We start from the raw sequence: 19,458 nt of genomic DNA, 5'->3' as shown, positions 1-19,458 counted from the left end.
CGAACCGTGCCAAGCCCGATCGGCGGCGCGGGCGGGGGCTAACGCGCGGAGCTTCGAAGCCCGTACCGGTCCACGAGCTTGTGGAGGAACTGCCGCGACACGCCAATCGCCTCGGCCGTGCGCGAGATGTTGCCCCCGTGCTCGCGGAGCTTTGCCGTGAGGTACGGGCGCTCGAAGCGCTCCAGCACCATCTCCCGCGCCGAGAGCAGCGGCAGGCCGAGCAGCGCGCCGAGATCCCCTTCGTCGGCCTCCCCCGCCGGTGCCTCGTGCATCGCGGGCGCAGGCGCAGCGGGAACGGGCGCAGGCTCGGGCGCAGCCGCGGGCGCGGGCGCGGCGGCCGTCGGCGGTTTGCGCGCCGAGGCGCCGAGCGCCGACACCGCGAAGTCCGGGAAGAGGCAGAGGCGCGCGACCATGTTGCGGAGCTCGCGGACGTTGCCGGGCCAGTCGTGCGCGAGGAGCAGGGACATCGCGTGCGGCGGCAGGTCGGCGAGCGTGCGCTTCGGCGTCTGCGCCGCGAGGAACCGCTCGACGAGCGCAGGGATGTCGTCCTTGCGCTCGCGCAGCGGCGGGATGTTTACCTCGACGACGGCGAGCCGGTAGTAGAGGTCCTCGCGAAACGACTTCTCGGCGACCCGCGCGCGGAGATCCCGGTGCGTCGCCGCCACGACGCGCGCATCGAAGGGGCGCCACTCGACCGCGCCCACGCGCCGCACCTGCCGCGCTTCGAGCGCGCGGAGCAGCTTTGGCTGCAAATCCAGGGGGAGCTCGCCGAGCTCGTCGATGAACAGCGTCCCTCGATCGGCCTGTTCGAGCAGCCCCGCGTGCGCGGCGACGGCGCCCGTGAAGGCCCCGCGCGCGTGTCCGAAGAGCTCAGCCTCGATCAAGCTCGGCGCCACGGCGCTGCAGTCGAAGACCACGAACGGGCCGTCCTTGCGCGGACTCGCCGCGTGGATCGCGCGCGCCAGGACCTCCTTGCCCGTGCCCGATTCGCCGAGCAGGAGCACCGTCTCCGACGACGCCGCGGCGCGCTCGAGCGCGGCGAAGAGCGCGCGCATGGGCAGGCTCTCGCCGATCGCCTCGCCGAACCGCGTGGACGGCGACAAGGGCACGATCGAAGGCGCGCCTGCGAGGTGCGTCGAGAGGCGCGAGCCTGCGAGCGTGACGACGGTGCCGAGCGGGAGGAGGACCTCCATCACCGCGAGATCCCCGAGGAGCGTGCCGTTCTTGCTGCCGAGGTCGCGCAGGACGACACCCTTTCGCGTGAGGCGAAGCTCGCAGTGCCGGCGCGAGACGCGCGGATCTGGCACCACGAGATCACACTCGGGGCTCGTGCCGACGACGAGCGTCTCCATCCCGAGCGGGGCCTCGTGCAACGCGCCGTCGGGCGTGGTCACACGGACCCGGAGCGCCGGCAAGAGCACGGCGTTGTCGGTGACATCGGAGAGCGTGCAACCAGGCTCCTCCGCCCGTGTCATCGCGCGCATCGTTGCAGATCCCAAAAGCTCGTCAAGACAAGCCCGGCGCTGCGTTCGTGCCGCGCTATCATCCGTGCGCCATGCCCTCGCGTACGTCCGCCGCTGCGCGTCTTCCGCCCGGCGTGACGCCGCAGATCGGGCCGTACCTTCTCGTGCAGCAGCTCGGGAAGGGCGGGTTCGCCCCGGTCTTCCTCGCGGAGGAGCGGTACGACGGCAAGCTCCTGCGCCACGTGGCGATCAAGCTCTTCGCGTTCGACGCGGCCGCCGCGCGTGGCCACGACGTGAACCGCTGGCGGGACGAGATCATCGACGAAGCGCGCGCCCTCTGCCGCGTCGAGCACCCGAACGTGGTGCGGTTCTACGCGCTGCTCTGCGACGACGCCTCGGCGCGGATCGGCCTCGTGATGGAGCACGTCGCGGGCGCGAGCCTCGACATGCTCGCCGGCGCGCACGGACGGCTCGACGAGCGCGTCGTGCTGGAGGCCGCGCGGGCCGTGGCCTGGGCGCTCGCCGCGGTGCATGCCGCAGGGCTCGTCCACCGCGACGTGAAGCCCGCGAACATCGTGCGCGGGCCTTCCGGCTTCAAGCTCATCGACTTCGGGATCGCCGTGGCCCCGGAGCTCGTGGCCGTCGCACCTGCGACCGTGGCGGATCTCGCCGCAGCGGAGACGGCCCGCGCGGAGGCGCCTCCGCCCCGCACGCCCGTGGCGGCCCTCCCGCAGGGCCCGGCCACGCACACGCAAACCGTGACCATCACGGCCTCGCCGATCGCGGTCGCGGGGCCGGGCCTCGGCGCCCCCGCGGGCCTTCGCGTCGCGGGCACGCTCGGCTACCTCGCGCCCGAGTGCCTCTCGCAGCTCCCCACACCCGCGAGTGATCTGTACTCGCTCGGCGTGACCATGTTCCAGCTCGTCACGGGCCGCCTCCCGCACGAGACGCCCATGCCCCAAGGGCCCGCGCCTTCGCTCGCGACGTGCGCCCCTTCGCGCAGCGTCGCGACGGCCGAGATCTCGCTGCTCGTCGATCGGCTGCTCGCGCTCGATCCGCTCCTGCGACCTCGCCACGCCGAGTGGGTGGCGCGCGAGCTCGAGCGCCTCCTCGCGCGGCTCGATCCCGCGTCCCTCGCGCCCCCCGCGTCGGTCACGCCGCTCTCCGTCCGCAGGCCCGCGCCGCCCTCCGTGCCCGATCGCAAGGCCGCGCCCGCGCCCGAGACGCGCCCTCCGCTCGTGGGTCGGGACGACGCGCTCGTGGCGCTCGCGCGCGCCGCGGGCGAGGCGAACAAGGGCCGCTGCCAGGTCGTGGTGTTCACGGGGCCGCAGGGCATCGGGCGCAGCCGCCTGCTCGACGCCGCGGCCGAGCGCTGGACCGGCGAGGACGCGCGTCTCCTCCGCGTGTCTTGCCCGCCCGAGCAGCGCAGCCCGCTCTACCCGTTCCGCCGCGCCGTCGAGGATCTCCCGCCCGCGATCGCGCCGGCGTTCGAGCCGCTCGCGCGCGCCCTCGGGCGGGCCTTCTCGCCGGGGCTGCTCCCGGGCCCGGACGAGCTCGCGCAGGCCGTCGAGGCGATCGAGGACGGCCTCGTGCGGGTGAGCGCCTCGGCGCCGCTCCTCGTGCTCGTGGACGACCTCCAGTGGAGCGACACGCCCACGCGCGAGGTCGTGCGCCTGCTCGTGCATCGCGCGGCGGCGGGCGCGCCGGGGCGGCTCTTCGTGGTGCTGGCCGCGCGCCCGGATCCCGTCGCGGGCGCGCCCTTGCGCAAGCTCCTCGGCGAGGCGCGGGCGCGGACGAGCCCCGGGCTCACGTACGTCTCGCTCGGCCCGCTCGAACCTGCGGCCGCGGCGCGCCTCGCGCAGGGCGTGTGTCCCGTCGCGAAGGAGGTCGAGCGGGCCGTGATCGCGGGGGCCGCGGGCGTGCCGTTTTACCTCGTGCACGCCCTCGTCGCGTGGCGCGAGGGCGGCGCGATGGTCTGGCAGGACGGCGCCTACCGCGCGGCGAACGAGCAGATCCTGCGAGGCGACGTGCCGGGCGTGGCCGATCTCCTGGAGGCGCGCCTCGCCGCGTGTCTCCCGCCCGGCAGCGATGCCGAGCGGACCCTCTTGCGTGTGCTCGCGGCGGTGGCGCTCGCGGGCAGCGGGCTCGGCGTGGATCTCGCGCTGCGGGTGGCCGGCGACGCCGATCGCGCGGAGGAAGCGCTGGAGGCGCTCGTCGGGGCGGGCATCCTGACGGCGCGCGGCGAGCGGCAGGAGTACGGCTTCGCGCAGGAGATGGTGCGCCAGGCGGCGCTCAACCTGCTCCGGCCGCGCCCGTGGTTTCACCGGCTCCACCGGGCGCTGCTCGACGGCATGACCGAGGGCGCGCCGGCGCAGATCGACGCAGCGTTCCTGGCGACGGGGTACGAGCGTCTCGGCGCGCTCGCGGAGGCGCGCGTCTGGCTCGGCCGCGCCATGGAGAAGGCGGGCGCGGCCGGGCTCTTCGAGGAGGCCGCTTCGTTCGGCGACAGGCTCGCGGCGATCACCGACGACGCGGAGGCGCAGGCGCGGCTCGCGTTCGAAGGGGTCCGCATGCGGATCCGCGGGCGCAAGTTCGAGGAGGCGAAGCAGCGGCTCGATCGGCTGCCGATCCTCGCGGCGGACGGTCCGGAAGCGCGCCGGTTCGATCTGTGGCGGCGCATCTCGCGGCTCGAAGTGGCGCGAGGGCTTCGGGAGAGCGGCGTGGAAGACGCGGCGCTCGTCGCGGATGCGGACGCGTTCGGGGACCTGCGGATCCGCTGCGAGGCGCGCCTCTCGGTGGCGGGCGTGCTCTTGCCGGAGCGCGCGATGGCGGTCGTGACCGAGGCGGTGGAGCTCGCCACGGACGCGGGGCCGGCGGAGGAGTTCGCGGCGCGGGTGCGGCGGTTCGAGCTGTGTTACGCGCTCGATCCGCGGGATCTGGTCCTCGGCGAGCAGGATCTGCGACGCGCGGAAGCGATCGCCGCGGCGACGGGATCGGCGTGGCACGAGGTGCACATCGGGGGGGATCTGGCGGTGCTCGAAGCCGAGACGGGGCGCATCGACGCCGCGATCGAGCGGCTCCGTCAGCTCTTGGCGCGCGCGAACGAGCGAGGCATGCGGGGACAGGTGCGGCTCTTCCTGCAGAACCTTTCGGTGATGCTGCTGCGCGAGGGCCGGGCCCGGGAGGCGGCCGAGACGGCGGCGCGCACGGCGGATCTCGCACGGGAAGCGGAGGATCCCGTGCTGCGGGCGACGGCGTTGTCCTTGCGCGCGGCGGCGTTGATGGAGGTCGGCGAGCTCGTGGCGGCGCTGGAGGACGCGAACGAGGCGGACGCGCTCCAGCACAAGCGAGGGACCCGCAGCCGTGCGCTGACGCTGCTGCGACGCGCGGAGATCCTGAGGGCGATGGGGCGGATGCCGGAGGCGCTGGGGGACGCGCGGGCGGCGCGCCAGGTGGCCGAGAAGCACCACGATCGGAGCCTGGAGCTCTGCGCGAAGCTCTGGGAGGTGTTGCGGCTCGCGCAGCGGGGTGAGCTTGGGCGAACGGAGCTCGCGCGGGTGGTGGAGGAGGGACGCGCGGCGGAGCTGCCGCTCGGCTCGTTGCCGCGACGGCTCCTGCGGGAGGCCGAGACGTGGCTGTCGCTGGCGGGCGACGGGAGCACGACGCTTCCGTAATCGCTCGGTGTCGCGCTGTCATCAACCGTGGACAGCGCTGCCGATCGATGTCGCCGGTTGATGACAGTGTCCCCGACCGGTGACGTCGGGGGGACGGACGAAGCGTCGAACTCCAGCGGGGGCGGGGGCGGGGTTCGGGGGATCCCGCTCGGGGACGGCGATTGGGTCGTCGGGCGGAGATTCTTTGTGCTGAGGATTTACGAAGTGGTTTTGGCGATGGCCGGGGACGCGGCGGGCATTGCAGAGCAGATAGAACGACGGGATTCGGATCTCGGTCGGCAATTGCGCAGGGCCATGCATAGCGTCGCGCTGAATGTGGCCGAAGCGATGGGAAGCTCTCGCCTAAAGAACGCTAACGTTATGAGAAAGCTCAGGTTCCCGCCTGCGTCGACGTCACGAATGGCCGCATCGTTGACCTTTCGCCAAACGCGCCGGCTTGCTCGCAGCAAGTTCGACGATGCCCAGCTTATGGGCGCGCACGTCGGGGAGGTCTCCCGCCCTTGCCCGCCTCCCTGTTCTCGGATTCTGCGCCAATTCACGGGAGCGGCAGCGGGAGCGCCCGCAGGCAGGCTCACCATCCTGCTTCTCTTCACCCCTCGATGTATGTAAGCTCCGCCCCCGCGTATCGCCGCTGTTCGACATGCGCGCGCAGAGGAGTCGGTCATGGGGAGGAAGGGAACGGAGCCGGGAGCATCGATGCATGCGGGCAGCGTGTTGCTCTTCGTGCTCCTCGGCGTCGGCGGGGCCGGGTGTGGAGGGCGAACGACGGCGGAGGTGACGGGCGGCGAGGACGTCTGCGTCGCGCCGGCCGTGACGTGCGCGGGCACCTGCAAGGACCTCGCGTACGATCCGGCGAACTGCGGCGCTTGCGGCAATGCCTGCGGTGCGGGCGAGGTCTGCGCGGATGGGCAATGCGGCGTCGTCTGCCTCGGCGGCACGACCGCTTGCGGCGCCGCGTGCGTCGATACGGACATCGACCCGGCCAACTGCGGCGCGTGCGGCGCTGCCTGCCCGGCAAGCGCGATCTGCGCGGGCGGAGCCTGCACTTCGCCCTGCGGGGGGACGGAAATCCTCTGCGACGGCAAGTGCATCGATCCCGCGAGCAACCCGGCCCATTGCGGCGCATGCGGCCTGGCGTGCCCGGACGCGCAGGTCTGCTCCGGCGGCACGTGCATCGAGTCCTGCGGCGACGTGCTGACCGCGTGCGACGGCGCCTGCGTGGATCTCACGGCCAGCCCGACGAATTGCGGCGCTTGCGGGGTGAGCTGCGGCTTCGGCGGGCTATGCGCCGGCGGCGCGTGCGTCTGCGAGCCGGGGAAGTCGAAATGCGGCGGCGCATGCGTCGATACGGCGACCGACCCGGCCCATTGCGGCGCGTGCGAGGCGGCCTGCGGCCCGGACCAGCTCTGCCTTGGCGGTGCGTGCGGGGGCACCACGAGCGCCTGGCGCACGCTCGGCTACGACGAGCGGCACACAGGCCACAACCCCGTGGAGACGGGCAAGCCACCGCTCAAGCTCGCGTGGGCCGTCGGGGCCGGCGCGCCGAAGCTCAGCCCGGTCGTGATCGAGAACGGCCGGGTGTTCGTCATCCCGAACGGCACCAGCTTCTCCGCGTCGCCGCTGCGCGCGCTGAGCCTCGCCGACGGCAAGGAGCTGTGGAACCACGATTTCGGCGATGTCTTCAGCGTCGGTCAGCCGAGCGTCGCCTCCGGCAAGGTCTACATCCAGCACTGCAACCACGGGGCCGACACGAAGCTCTGGCAGATCGACGCGGCGACGGGCAAGGTGGATTGGGCGGCGCCGTTCTTCGCGCAATGGGAGCATTACTGGGCGCCGCTCGTCGTCGGCAACAACGTCTACATCAACGGCGGGTCCTACGGCGGACTGTACGCTTTCTCGAAGGCGACCGCGAACCAGGTCTTCTTCAGCGACGTCCTGGAGCAGTATGACGAGTGGAGCCCGGCTTATTTCAACGGGTCGATCTTCACCTTCGTCGCCGGCAAGCTGCGCGCCCACGACGCGCAGACGGGCGCGGTGCAATGGACGACGCAGGTGACCTGGAACTGGGCCGGCTGGTCGATGCGGACCGCGCCCGTATTCGGCGACAAGATGGCCTACGTCATCGCGCCGCCGAGCCTCTATGCCATCGACGCCACGACGAAGGCGATCATGTGGACCGCAAACGGATCCTACGCCGGCATGCCGGCAGTGGCCGACGGCGCGGTCTACGCGCTGAGCGGGGGCAACCTGGCGGTGCGGGACGCCGTGACGGGCGCGCCGCTCTGGAACTTCGCGGGCGATGGGACGCTCGCGTTCCCCCCGGTCATCGCCGCCGGACACGTCTATGTCGCCAGCGAGAACAACGTCTACGCCGTCGATATCGCGACCCAGCAGCAGGTCTGGACCGACACGTTCGGCGGCTGGATCTCCATCGCGTCGGGCAAGGTGCTCATCGCGCGGGCGAACGGGACGCTGGCGGCCTACGACCTGTCCTATTGACACATCGCATCCGCCGCACCACGCCGGCCCCGTGAGGGAGCGTGAAGAAGCGGTCGATGTATTCGCGAGAAGGCAGCTCAGGCGAGGCGCCGGAGGCAGAGCCGCAACCCGTCGCGCAGGTTGGCGCGCGTCTCGATCCCGCGCAGATCGACGCAGGAGGAGACCAGCGTGCGGGCGGCGCTCGCGTGCAGCCCGGTGATGAGCGTCCGCGCGCCGAGCAGCTCCACGGCGCGCCCGATGCGCACCAGCAATTCGGCCGCCTGCCCGTCCAGCGTGTCCACGCCGGTCACGTCGATGATCGCGAAGTGCGTCGCCGAGCTCGCCACGCGCGAAAGCAGCCGCTCGGTGATCTCCGCGGCCCGCGGGCCGTCGAGCGCGCCGATGAGGGGCAATGCCAGGACCCCGTCCCAGACCTGGAGGATGGGCGTCGAGAGTGCCCGGATGAGCTCTTTCTGGCGCTCGATGAGGGCATGGCTGTGCGCGAGCATCTCCGCCTGGCCGCGCTCGCGCTCGCCGCTCAAGGTCACGATCTCCGCATGCGCCTCCTCGAGCGCCCGGGTCCGGTCCTCCACCTTGCGCTCCAGGCTCGCGTAGAGCAGCGCATTCTCGATGGATATCGCCATCTGTGTGGAGAGCATCCGCAAGAGCTCCACGCGATCGGGCGTGAATGCGAAGGCGGCGAGCTCGTTCTCGAGATAGAGCACCCCCACGAGCCGCCCGCGCTTGCCCACCGGCGCCGCCAGGAGCGACCGCGCCTTGCCCTGCGCGAGCCAGCGATCGCCGGAGAACTGCTCCGCGCTCGCCGCGTCCCCGAGGACCACGCTTTCGCCCGTCCGCGCCACGTAATGCACGATTCCCGTGGGCAGATCCTCGCGTGTCTCCAGGGGCACGCCCGCGAGGAGGGTGACCTTTCCGCGCTGGAGCTCCTCCTCGGCCTGGATCAAGAGATCGTCATTCTCTTTGAGGATCAAAATGCCCCGCGTCGCCCCGGCGCTCTCGAGGGCGAGCCGCAAGAGCCTCTCGAGCAGGCGCGAGAGCACCACCTCGCTGGAGATGGCTTGCATGGCCTTGATGGCCGCGTGCACGTCGAGCGCCCGCGCGTTCCCGTCCTCCGCCCCAGCGCTAGCGCCCACGTGCGGCCCGCGGGCGGCGCGCGGCATGAGCGCGAAGAAGCTCTTTTCGAGGCGCTCCGTCACCACGACCGCCCCCCATTGACCGTAGAGCGCGTGCGCCTCGTGTAGGTACGTGCGCGCGACCTTCGGCTTTCCGAGGCGCAGGTGATAACGCGCGCACAGCTCGTTGCCGAGCGCCTCGTCCTGCACGAAACCTCCCGCGGCCGCCGCCGCGATGCCCTCATCGTAGAGATCGACGGCCGAAAGGCGCTCGCCGCGGGCCCGGGCAATCTCGGCGCGCAAGAGGAGCGCGCGGTGCCGGTGGTTGTCCGGGCACAGATCGGCCCAGCAAGAGAGCTTGGCGGCGGAGGCCTCGGCGCGGGCCAGGTTTCTCGCGCGCACCTCGGGTGCGGCCTCTTCCGCGGCCAGCAGCAGCGCCAGGGAGGCATAGAAGTGATAGACGACGCTCACGTGCCAGCTCACGACCGAGGGGATGTCGGGCTCGGCCCCGAGGGCCACCTCCGCCGCCTCGGCGTAACGGCCCTGGAAGACGTCGTGCATGATGGTGAAGTTATCCGCGAAGAACAGCACGGCGCGGTTGCCCATCGCGGTCGCCGTGCTCCGGACGGCGTCGATGTCGAGCCAATCCCCCACCAGCCTGTCGCTGCGCGCGGACGGGGTGGAAAGGTTTTGCGCGATCTGGGCGGCGGCGTTCACGATCCAGGTGAAGCCGCCGGAGACGTCGAGCTTGCACACTGGCGCGAGCGCCGCCGCCTCCTCGAGGACCTCCGCGAGGCGCGCGCCCCGCAGCAGGCTGTTCGTGGGGATGTTCGTCGCATTGTAAAAGGCCCAGACGTACTGGCCCGTCTCGAGGCCCACGTGCACGCCCCGCGGGAAGTTCTCCTTGTACTTCGAATAGGGCTCCTTCCAGTGCTGCACGAACGCGCCCCACATGTTGCAGAGCATCGATTCGGATTTCTTCTCCGGATAACGCTCGCTCACCCGCACCGCGAGCTTTCCGAACTGGTAGCCGAGCTCGATGTCCCCCCGCACGCAGAGGAACATCCCGAAATTCACGAACGCATAGATCGTGTGCTTCGACAGCCCGTGCGCGAGCGCCTGCTGCACCATCTTCGCCACCGTGATCGCGTGGTTGTTCGGCGAGACGAAGTAGCAGGGCGAGAGCATGTCCTCGAGCACGTCCTGGAGGGCCATGATCTCGGGATCCGCGAGGAGCGGCAGCTCGACCAGCGAGTCGATGGGGCGGCCCTCGAGCGCGGCGAGGGTCGCGTCGAGCTCGGCGTTGCTCGCCTCATCGCTCGGAAAGCGCGGCAGATGGATGCCGAAGGGCTCGAGCGCGGCGAGGCCCTCATCGAGGGCGGCGAGGAGATCGTTCGTCAAAATGTGGGCGTTCATCACGAGCCGCCGGACCTGGGTGCGCTCGAGGCGGCTCCGGGCGTGCGTGAAGGCCTGGCCGAGCGTCTCCCGCGCCTGCGCGTGACGCTCGCACAGGGCCTCCATCTCGCCCTTCTTCATGAAATAGCGGAGCGCGAGATCGTAGTGGGCATCCCAGGCGTCCGCGGGGAGCAGGACGATGCCGTGCTCGAGGTAGCGGAGAGCGGCTGGGAATGCGGCTGCCCCCTCGGCGCGCTCGGCGGCGGCGAGGTTCATTTTGCAGAGCGCGAGGAGCTCCTCGGCCTCCAGCACCAGCGCGCGCGCGCTGTTCAGGTGGCCCGTGGCGTCGAACAGGCTCTGCGCGTCGCTCTTCTTCGAGAAGAGGCGCCCGATGTGCAGGTGGAGCGCGGCCCGCTCGTCCTCGGCGAGCATCGCATAGGCGGCCTCCTGGATCTTGTCGTGGGTGAAACGGTAGAACTCGCCGGCGCGCGCCACGAGCCCTGCCTCGAGGGCCGGGGCGAGGCGGCCGTACGCCTCCTCCGGCGCGCATGCGGTGACGATGCTGAGCGTGCGGAGCTCGAACGGGCTGCCAATGGCGGCGCCGATCTCCAGCGCCTCCTGCGTGGCCCGGGGCAGGTGCCGGATCGCGTCGAGCATCAAGTCCACCACGTTGGCCATGTGTGGCATCGCGGCGATCGCCTCGAGCGAGCTCCAGCCGAGCGATCCGTCCGGTCCGGGCTCGAGGGCCCCCTTTTCGTGGAGCGACCGCAAGAGCTGCCGCACGAAAAATGGATTGCCTCCCGTCTTTTGCAGCACGAGCTCGGCCGCGCCCTCGGGGCTCGACGCGCGCAGGCTGTCCGCGAGCAGCTCTTTCACGTGCTCGAGCCGGAGCGGGCCGAGCACGATCTCCCGCAGGCCGAGGCCGCCCTTTCGCAGCTCCGCGAGTGTCGTGCGGAGCGGGTGCGCGACATTCACCTCGTTGTCGCGGTAAGCGCCCGTGAAGAAGAGAGCCTCGATGCTGTCGTCGAGCAGGAGCGTGGTAAGCAGGCGCAGGCTCGCCGCGTCGGCCCATTGCAGGTCGTCGAGGAAGAGCACCAGCGGATGGGCGCGCCGGGCGAATACCGAGACGAACCTCCGCATCGCGAGGGTGAATCGATTCTGGGCCTCGAGGGGCCCGAGGGCCGGCGCGGGCGGCAGATCGCCGAGGACGTGCGCGAGCGAGGGGAGCACCTCGCAGACGACGGGCGCGTTCGGGCCGAGCGCGGCGAGGAGCGCCTCTTTCCACGCGCGCACGCGTCCCTCGCTCTCGCATAGGATTGTCCGGACGAGCCCGTCGAAGGCCTGGAGGATGGCGCTATAGGGCGCCTCGCGGTTCAACTGGTCGTACTTGCCCGTGATGTAATAGCCCCTGGCCCGCGCGAGCGGCTTCAAGATCTCCGCGACCAGCGAGGACTTCCCGACGCCCGAGTAGCCCGAGACGAGCGTGATCTCGCGCGCCCGTCCGAGCACCCGCTCGAAGGACGCGACGAGCTCCGCGACGTCGTTCTCGCGCCCGTAGAGCTTGTTCCGGAGCAGCAGGCGGGCGTTTTCGTGCAGCACTCCGAGGGGGAATTCGTCGATGCCGCCATCGGGGCGGAGCCGCTGCCGGCACGCCTCGAGGTCGGCGAGGAGGCTCTTCGTGCTCTGGTAGCGATCCTCGGGGTTCTTTTCGAGCAGCCTCAGCACGATCGCCTCGAGCGGCGGCGGCACGTCGAAAGCGATCTTGGAAGGCCGCTCGGGCGCGAGGGCGAGGTGCGCGTGGATGAGCTCCAAAGGGTCCCGGGATCGAAATGGCAATTGCCCGGTGAGGAGCGCATAGAAGATGACGCCCAGCGAATAGAGGTCGGAGCGCTCGTCGACGCCGCGGTTCATGCGCCCGGTCTGCTCGGGGGCGAAGAAGGGCAGGGTCTCGGCGACGAAATGCGGTTCGTAAAGTGCGTCATTTTCGCGGCTCAGCGCCGCATCCGTGCCGAAGCTCGCGATGGTGGGGCGGCCGCTCGTGTCGACGACGATGCTCGCCGCCGTCAGCCCCCGGTGCACGACGCCGGCCGCGTGTATCGCGCCGAGCGCCGTGGTGAGCGGGATGACGAGGTCCAGGATCGCGCGCGCGCCAGCGGGCGACTTCAGGCGGGCTGACAGGGGCTCGCCCTCGACCTCGGCGAGGATCATGGCCATGCCCTCGCCGGTCGGCTCGAAGCCGTGCACGCGCACCACGCCAGGGGCGCGCAGGCGCGACAGGCGTTGATAGTCGTGCTTGAAGCTGGCGACGTCAGCGACGCGATTGGACTCGGCGCGGAGCACCTTCACGCGCACCGGAAGGCCGTCGCTCTCCCTGCGACCACGAAACAGCCGTGACATCGCGGTCCTTGCGAGCTCTTCTGTGATCGTTACTTCTTCCAGCCGCGTCATGTTGATGCCTCACATGCCCCCCCCCGTTTGTCACCGAACCCCCAGGCTATACGCCGCGTGGGATCCGCGTCAATCATCGCGGCGGAGCAGCGCGAGCCCTGGACCGGATGGACCACGTCATCGCCCCCCTCGGCCGCCTCGTCCACCGCCGCGCATCGTGAAATAAAGGGCGGACTGTCCCCCCCCAGACAGCCCGCCCCTTCTCACCTCTCCCGGGACGCTGACCATTTCATCACGACGTCAATCAGGAGCGGGACCTACTTGAGCGCCGCAATGCCGTAGGAGAAACATGGGTGGATGTCCTCCGTCGCGTCGTCGGTGGAGAAGTTGCCCTCGCCGCTGGCGAGTTGCTCGAACGCCTGCACGGCCTGGGCGAACTTCTTCGTTCGCACGCCGGCTGCGCGAAGGTGCTCCACGACAGGGCGGAGCGCGCTGGCGGCGGCGTCGAGCTCGCGCTTCGCCTCGGCGCTCGGCCGATAGGGCGCCATCCCCGGCTTCTGCGCACGAAGCTGCGCCACGACAAACGCCCCGTCGGGCTCCGATCCTCCGACGACGAGCCCCTGAAAGTGGCCGTCCGCGTGCCTCACGGGGCTGCGCTCGATCTCGACCTCGGGCCCGCAACCGCTGCACGCGAGGAGCAGCGACCCGGCCAAAGCGCAGAAGGCGCCGAGCGCGCCCCGCCTCCGCTTTGCCCCCGTGCGTTGCCCCGGTAGGGCTGCTCATTCGAGAGCGCAGCATGTTGGTCTCCAACAGCGGGAGCGGCGGCGGGATCTGATTGTGTGCCGCTGTTGAGGAAGGGGCATGGCGGCGACCGGTTCGAGCGGCATCGACCGGAGGACGCGGTACGTTACCGGGTCGTGCGTTCTTGGCCCGAGGAGGCACGAAGTGCCACCGTGCGCGGGGAAGGTGCACCTCATTGCCGAGCCAGAAAGACGCCCCCGCGAGGAGCAAGCCTCACCCCGCCACATCCGCCCGCCCGGACCTGCCGCCGCACCCGGCGACGGTGCTTCAGCGGAGGGTTCCCTTCGGGCGCATCTCGGCGCCCCCGCCGCACGCCGCGAAGGTGATTCAGCCGAAGGCGCAGCCCTCGGCCAGCCGGGTCATCCAGAGGGCGGGCGCGGACAACGACACCGCGCGCAACCGGACCTACAAGCTCGTCCAGCTGTGCACGGCCCTGCTGGACATCGGCAAGGCGAACGACGGCCGGCTCCAGGAGGTGCAGGCCTTGTATTACGGCGCGGACGACGACAACCTGAGCTTGAAGATCTCCGTGAACCCCGGTCAGCTCGATTATCTCACGGGGGGCCTGGGGGCCTTTCCAGCCATGCGGCGTGCATATCGGACGGCGGTGGCGAACGAACAAAACTACATCGCCTCCGAGGCATGGAAGAAGGCCGTCAAGCACACCTTCGATGTCGTCGGCGTGACTTACACCAACACCCGCTATGACACGGTCGACAACGCCAAATTCATCAGCGGGGATTACCACGCCGAGCAGAACCTGGTGGAGTGGATCGGGAGCTCGAGCAGGCTGGAGGGTAAGACGCGGGTCTACATCGCTGGTTCGAAGCTCCCTTGCTCGCAGTGCCGCCCGGTGTTGCAGGCGTTCGACGCGAGGCTCCCGGACGCCCGGCCCAACGTGCGCTTTTACTTCCGCGACGAGACAGGGGACGCCACCAACGTCGACCAGCTCGTCGTCGCCAACCTGACGATGTGAGCCACCTGGCGCATACCCACCTGTCGATTCATCAAACCTGAACATGCCGCGAAATCGCTCCATCTCTCGTGATCCATCGGGCGCGCGGCCGCCGCACCCGGCGACGACCGTCCAGCCCAGGCCGGCGATGGGCCGCTCGCCGGCGCGGCCACCGCACCCGGCGACGGTCGCGCAGCCGCAGGTCTCCCCGGGCGGCCGGGCTGCGCGGCCGCCGCACCCGGCGACGGTGGCCCAGCCAAAGGTGGCGGCGACGAGCCCGAGGCCCCACCCGCCTCACCCCGCGACCGTCGCCCCGCGAAGGGTATCTGGGGGGACGGCGGTGCAAAGAGCCGATGACCCGACGGGGTTCCCTCCCAGTGTGTGGGCGCTCGTCAACGAGTATGCGAGACCCCGCCCCGAAGAAGTGGAAGAGATTGATGGGGATCCGGCCCCGAACGCGCTGGGCCCGGGCGACTGGTATCTCCTGAAGCTCCGTGGATGGGATCCCTCCTCCGTCGGGCTCGGAGAGGGGGTCTTCGACCTTGGGAAGGTGTTCAGCCGGCTGGGGCCGGACGGGCCGCTCAACCCCATCACCTCCGCGACGATCAACGAATTCTTCGACCTTCGCTACCCCGGATTCGACCGGGTAACCTCCCCTGATTGGCGATACAACTGCGGAGACTACGCACTCGGGCTGACCGGGAGTAGCAGCGTCGGCGATGTCCCGCAGGTGAAAGCGTACCTCCAGGGGAACCACTACACGCTGGCGCTCGACCTGGCCGGAAAGTCGTCCTCCGACGTCGCGACGGTGTTCAGGGAGCTATCTCCGGGCGAATACGTGTATCAGCGCGGCGATCATTTCGTGAAAATCATGATCCCCGGCGGCGGTGACGTGGTGGACCTCTCCCAGAAAGACGGCGAGAGCGCGGTGTATCACAAGCGCTCGAGCCGCGCCGAAGCGGCCGCGTACGTAAGCTCGTACGACAACGCAGTCCGCTTGCTCTATCGCAAGCGTTGAGTCGGAGGCGCGGCGATGAATGGGATACCCGTCCTGCGGTGGCGGGAGCGGGAGCGGCGGCGGGCGCATACGCTCGTGCTGGATGGGGTGTACGTGCGGCAGGCGAGTATGGATGGAGAATGCTTGTCGTTTCTGCGGCTGCCAGCAACGTCCGGTACGAGCTCCAAAAAGTGTGGCGTGACGGGACGAGGTGCGTCGTGCTGGATCCCTACGACTTTCTCGCTCGGGCATGCGCGATGGCGCCGCCGCCGCGTTTTCATGGGGTGCGGTTTCACGCCCGCGCGGGGCTCTCGGCGCGTGGACCGCCGATGCGTAAATTTGCTCTATGCGCTTGTGTCCTGCGATCGGGGTCGGTACACCGAGCGCCAGTTCCCTCGACGACAGGAGTCTCCGATGACGATCACGCTCTATCACCACCCCTTCTCCCGCGCGGCCGGCACTGTCTGGGCGCTCGAAGAGGTCGGGGTTGCATACGAGATCCACCAGGTCGACATGCCGAAGGGTGGACACAAGACCCCTGCGATCCTCGCGCTGAACCCGATGGGCAAGCTCCCCATCCTCGAGGACGGTGACACGGTCGTCACCGAGGCGGCGGCGATCGCCCTCTACCTCGCGGATCGCTACGCATACGGGACGCTCGCGCCGAAGGTCGACACCGGAGAACGGGGCACGTACCTGCGATGGGCGGCGTTCGCCCCCGCGGTCATCGAGCCCGGCGCCATGGCCAAGGCGGGTGGTTGGGAAGCCAAGCCCGGATCGGCCGGCTGGGGCACCTACGAGGCCATGCTCGACTCGATGGAGTCGGCGATCGCCAACCGCACATTCATCCTCGGCGAAACGTTCTCCATGGCGGACGTGATCTTCGGCGGCACGATCCGCTACATGCTGCGCTTCGACATGCTCGAGAAGCGCCCCTCCTTCGTCGCCTACGCCGAGCGCCTCGCCCAGCGGCCCGCCCTCCAGCGAGCTGAAGCGCGCAACGCCGCGATCATGAAGGAGCTCGGCCTCGCGGGTTGACCCCGTTCCTGGCTCTCGCTCAGCGCGTTTCATCGATGCGAGCGCCATGACTGTGGCGCCCTGGCGCGACGTTTGCTGACTGGCCCCGACGTCTCGTTTCCTCCGGGCTGATCCTGCGTGATCTACCTCCACTCCATCAGAGGGTGTTCCGCCGGGCCACGCTCGCGAGCAGCCCGACGCCCACGAGGCACGTGAACGCGCTCGAGCCGCCGTACGAGATCAGCGGCAGCGTGACGCCCACCACGGGGAGCAGGCCCATCACCATGCCGGCGTTGATCACCGCCTGCCAGAACACGATCGCCGCGACGCCCACAGCGACGCGGGCCTCGAAGCGGTCGCGCGCGCCCGCGGCGATCCGCAGCGCGGCGAGCCCCAGCGCGAGGTAGAGCGCGAGCACCAGCGCCGTGCCGGCGAAGCCGTGCTCGTACGCCCAGACCGCGAAGGCGAAGTCGCCGTGGGCCTCGGGCAGCGGGTAGGGCTCGCTCCCCGCGAAGCTGCTGGCGCCGAGGAGGCGGCCGGCGCCGACGAGCCGCAACGCGTGGTCGCTGTGGTAGCCGGTGGTCAGCGGATCGGCGCCGTGAACGAACGCAGCGAGGCGCGCGCGCTGGTAGTCGTGCAGGGTGAGCCACACGGTCGCGAGGCTGCCGATCGCGCCGATGGCCAGGGTGACCCAAGCGCCGCGCGAAAAGCGCTCGAGCGCCAGAGCCGACGCGGCGATCAGCGCGAGCACCCCCGCGGTCCCGAGATCCGGCTGGAGCAGTACGGGGATCAACGTGCAGGCGAGGAGCCCCGCCGGGAGCGCGAGATCGCGGAGCCGTCGCGGGCCTTCGGCGGGACGAGAAAAGCAGCTCGCGAGCGCGAGCACGAGGCCGAGCTTGAGGGGCTCGGACGGCTGCACGTGGAGGCGCCCGAGGTGCAGCCAGCGGTGCGTGTCGTGGACCCCCGACGCGGCGAACGTGGCGAGGGTGGCGAGGATCAGCGCGCCGTGAATCAGCAGCGCTCGGCGGTCCTTTAGCCGGCGGAGATCCGCGCGCGCAACGAGGAGCGCCGCGGCCGAACCGACGATGAGCCACGCGAGCTGCCGGGGCCAGAGCGCGCTCCTTCCCGGGAGGGCGAGCCCCGCCGCGTGCACGGTCGCGAGGCCGACGGCGGCGAGCGCGGCGGCGGCGGCGACGACGACGACGATGGGACGGTTTCGCAAGACGCGCGTCATCGGGAGCCTCTTTCCTTGCCGGCGAAGTAGGCGCGGAGCGCGTCGTCCGCGATGGCGGTCGCGGCGCGGTGCGACGAGAAGAACCGGCCCTGGACGAGGACGACGATGGCCACCTCGGGGACGTCCGCAGGCGCGAAGCCCGCGAACCAGCCGTTCGTGCCCGGAATGCGGATGGGGCGCGCGGGCGGCTCGTCGTCCCGTGGACCGTCCTCCGCTTCGATGTCGGTCATGGGCACCAGGAAGAACTCGCGCGAGTCGGACGCGCCTCTCGTGCCGGCCACGCTGGCTTGCAACCCGCTGAGCTCGCTCGCACGGGCGCGCAGCGCGACGCGGATCCGCGCGAGATCCGCGGCTGGAACGTCCACCTGCCGCGCGGGCGCTGGCACGTCGCTCACGACGATCTGCGGCGTGCGCACGGTGCCGCCATTGGCGAGCGCTGCATAGGCCACCGCGAGCTGGATGGGCGTGACCCACACGTTGTCCTGCCCGATGGCGGCGACGAGGCCGTGACCCGCGTGAAAGGGGCCCGGCTCGAAGCGTTTGTACCAGGCGCGGGTCGGTACGAGCCCCGCGAGCTCTCGGCCGATCTCGATGCCGGTGGGCACGCCAAACCCGAACGGCCTGGCCTCGCTGACGATGGCGTCGAGCCCGAGCCGCGCGGCCTGATCGTAGAACCACACCCAGCAGTTCTCGGCGAGGGCGTGATCCAGATCGAGCCGACCGTGGGCGTGCGTGCAGCGGAACAACCGGGACTCGAACGGGTAAACGCCCTTGCACTCGACCGGATGCTCTGTCGCGGCGCGATCGGACGCGAGCGCCGCCAGCGCCGTGAAGGGCATGATGGTCGAGCCCGGCTTCGCCGTCTCCAGAAGCGCGCGGTCGAGCTCGGAGCCCGCCGCGGGGACGGCCACGCCGCGATCGAGCAGGTTGGGATCAAACGCGGGTCGTGATGTCATCGCGAGCACGCGGCCGGTGTGCACGTCGATCAGCACCGCGGCGCCTTTGCGCTGGTCGTGGCGGTCGAAGGCCTCGTCCAGCGCGCGCTCGAGATCCATGTCGAGGGTCAGCGTCACGTCGTGTCCGGCGATGGGCGCCGTGCCCTCGCGCCCCGCGGGCACGACGACCCGGTGCGTCGCGGCCACGAAGGCGTGGCCAGGCGTGCCGCGCAGCGCTCGATCCTGCGCGCGCTCGACGCCGGTGCGGCCGACGCGATCGCCCGGCCGTTTGCCTGGATCGTTCGCGAGATCGGCCGGCGAGACCTCGTTCATGTACCCGATCGCGTGCGCGCCGAGGGAGCCGAACGGGTAGCGCCGCCCCGCTCGTTCGACGAGCTTGATCCAGGAGAGCGCGCGGTCGTCGCGGATCGCCTGAAGTCGCTCGGGATGGACGTCGCGGCGCACGAGGAGCAACTGACCGCGCTTCGCTGCGGGCACAGCGTCGAGCTTCTGGCGGAGGCGGCTGCGCTCGTCATCGCTGAGGCCGAGCGCGGCAGCGAGGCGGGGCACCTTCTCCTCCGGTCGGGCGAGCATCCGATCGGGGACGACGTAGGCGTCGACGGCGACGCGATCCTCGGCGACGACGCGGCCGCGCGCGTCGCGGATCACCCCGCGGCTCGGCGCGAGGCGCACTCGTTTCACGCTGGCAGCTTCGAGGCGGGCCGCGTGCTCTGCGCCGTGCACGATCTGCAGGTGGACGCCGCGCGCCGCGAGGCCGAGGAGCGCCGCGCCGACGAACCACGACATGCCTCGCACGCGGCGTCCGAGGTGGGTGCGCGCGTCGAGGGCGCTCGTCGCCTCGTGGACATCGGGGATCGGGGCGGTGTCGTCGGGCATCACGGTCCTCCGTACATCGAGGGGTCATCACGCGTCGTGAGAGCAAAGAGGAACGCGGCGAGGGCCCGCCGGTCTTCCCCTTCGTAGCGGG

The 19,458-nt window shown here is 70.7% G+C and carries 10 protein-coding genes; 5 read left to right on the top strand and 5 right to left on the bottom strand.

What is annotated here, in order from left to right:
- Nucleotides 1-38 precede the first annotated feature (38 nt).
- Nucleotides 39-1,475, bottom strand: a complete 1,437-nt coding sequence (locus POL67_RS17115) for a sigma 54-interacting transcriptional regulator (protein WP_271918437.1) — start codon at nt 1,473-1,475, stop codon at nt 39-41.
- An 80-nt stretch (nt 1,476-1,555) separates the two neighbouring features.
- On the opposite strand from POL67_RS17115, the gene POL67_RS17110 reads away from it, so the two are divergent.
- Both POL67_RS17110 and POL67_RS17105 read left to right on the top strand, forming a co-directional pair.
- Nucleotides 1,556-5,137 (top strand): serine/threonine-protein kinase, encoded by a 3,582-nt coding sequence (locus POL67_RS17110; protein WP_271918436.1) that lies wholly within the window; start codon nt 1,556-1,558, stop codon nt 5,135-5,137.
- Between the two features lie 663 nt (nt 5,138-5,800).
- Entirely contained in the window at nt 5,801-7,636 is a 1,836-nt protein-coding gene (locus tag POL67_RS17105; protein WP_271918435.1) for an MXAN_6577-like cysteine-rich protein, read from the top strand.
- Between the two features lie 77 nt (nt 7,637-7,713).
- On the opposite strand, the gene POL67_RS17100 is transcribed toward POL67_RS17105, so the two are convergent.
- Both POL67_RS17100 and POL67_RS17095 read right to left on the bottom strand, forming a co-directional pair.
- Nucleotides 7,714-12,591, bottom strand: coding sequence for an AAA family ATPase (locus POL67_RS17100; protein ID WP_271918434.1), 4,878 nt, complete (start codon nt 12,589-12,591; stop codon nt 7,714-7,716).
- Nucleotides 12,592-12,848: 257 nt separating this feature from the next.
- A complete protein-coding gene (locus tag POL67_RS17095) occupies nt 12,849-13,244 on the bottom strand; it encodes a hypothetical protein (protein WP_271918433.1) in 396 nt (131 codons plus the stop codon).
- Between the two features lie 410 nt (nt 13,245-13,654).
- Here POL67_RS17095 and POL67_RS17090 point away from each other — a divergent pair, with 410 nt between their 5' ends.
- From POL67_RS17090 to POL67_RS17080, 3 genes are all read left to right on the top strand, one after another.
- Nucleotides 13,655-14,308 carry a cytidine/deoxycytidylate deaminase family protein gene (locus POL67_RS17090; RefSeq protein WP_271918432.1) on the top strand — a complete coding sequence of 218 codons (654 nt, stop codon included), beginning with the start codon at nt 13,655-13,657 and terminating at the stop codon, nt 14,306-14,308.
- 358 nt (nt 14,309-14,666) lie between these two features.
- A complete protein-coding gene (locus POL67_RS17085; protein WP_271918431.1) occupies nt 14,667-15,305 on the top strand; it encodes a hypothetical protein in 639 nt (212 codons plus the stop codon).
- 393 nt (nt 15,306-15,698) lie between these two features.
- Entirely contained in the window at nt 15,699-16,322 is a 624-nt protein-coding gene (locus POL67_RS17080; RefSeq protein ID WP_271918430.1) for a glutathione S-transferase family protein, read from the top strand.
- Between the two features lie 136 nt (nt 16,323-16,458).
- Here the strand turns inward: POL67_RS17080 and POL67_RS17075 are convergent, their stop codons facing one another.
- A complete protein-coding gene (locus POL67_RS17075; protein ID WP_271918429.1) occupies nt 16,459-17,535 on the bottom strand; it encodes an FtsW/RodA/SpoVE family cell cycle protein in 1,077 nt (358 codons plus the stop codon).
- Nucleotides 17,532-19,367: a penicillin-binding transpeptidase domain-containing protein gene (locus POL67_RS17070; protein WP_271918428.1), complete on the bottom strand. Its 1,836-nt coding sequence runs from the start codon at nt 19,365-19,367 to the stop codon at nt 17,532-17,534. The genes POL67_RS17075 and POL67_RS17070 overlap by 4 nt, the downstream gene beginning before the upstream one ends.
- Nucleotides 19,368-19,458: the final 91 nt, after the last annotated feature.

It is taken from the genome of Polyangium mundeleinium (genome assembly GCF_028369105.1).
Taxonomy (GTDB): Bacteria; Myxococcota_A; Polyangia; order Polyangiales; family Polyangiaceae; genus Polyangium; species Polyangium mundeleinium.
The sequence above is the reverse complement of the archived record's forward strand: the minus strand, read 5'-3'. Positions and strand labels throughout refer to the sequence as shown.

Coding starts and splice junctions, on each gene's coding strand:
- POL67_RS17110 (WP_271918436.1), top strand. CDS start 1,556: ATGCCCTCGCGTACGTCCGCCGCTGCGCGTCTTCCGCCCGGCGTGACG.
- POL67_RS17105 (WP_271918435.1), top strand. CDS start 5,801: ATGGGGAGGAAGGGAACGGAGCCGGGAGCATCGATGCATGCGGGCAGC.
- POL67_RS17100 (WP_271918434.1), bottom strand. CDS start 12,591: ATGACGCGGCTGGAAGAAGTAACGATCACAGAAGAGCTCGCAAGGACC.
- POL67_RS17075 (WP_271918429.1), bottom strand. CDS start 17,535: ATGACGCGCGTCTTGCGAAACCGTCCCATCGTCGTCGTCGTCGCCGCC.
- POL67_RS17070 (WP_271918428.1), bottom strand. CDS start 19,367: ATGCCCGACGACACCGCCCCGATCCCCGATGTCCACGAGGCGACGAGC.
- POL67_RS17080 (WP_271918430.1), top strand. CDS start 15,699: ATGACGATCACGCTCTATCACCACCCCTTCTCCCGCGCGGCCGGCACT.
- POL67_RS17115 (WP_271918437.1), bottom strand. CDS start 1,475: ATGACACGGGCGGAGGAGCCTGGTTGCACGCTCTCCGATGTCACCGAC.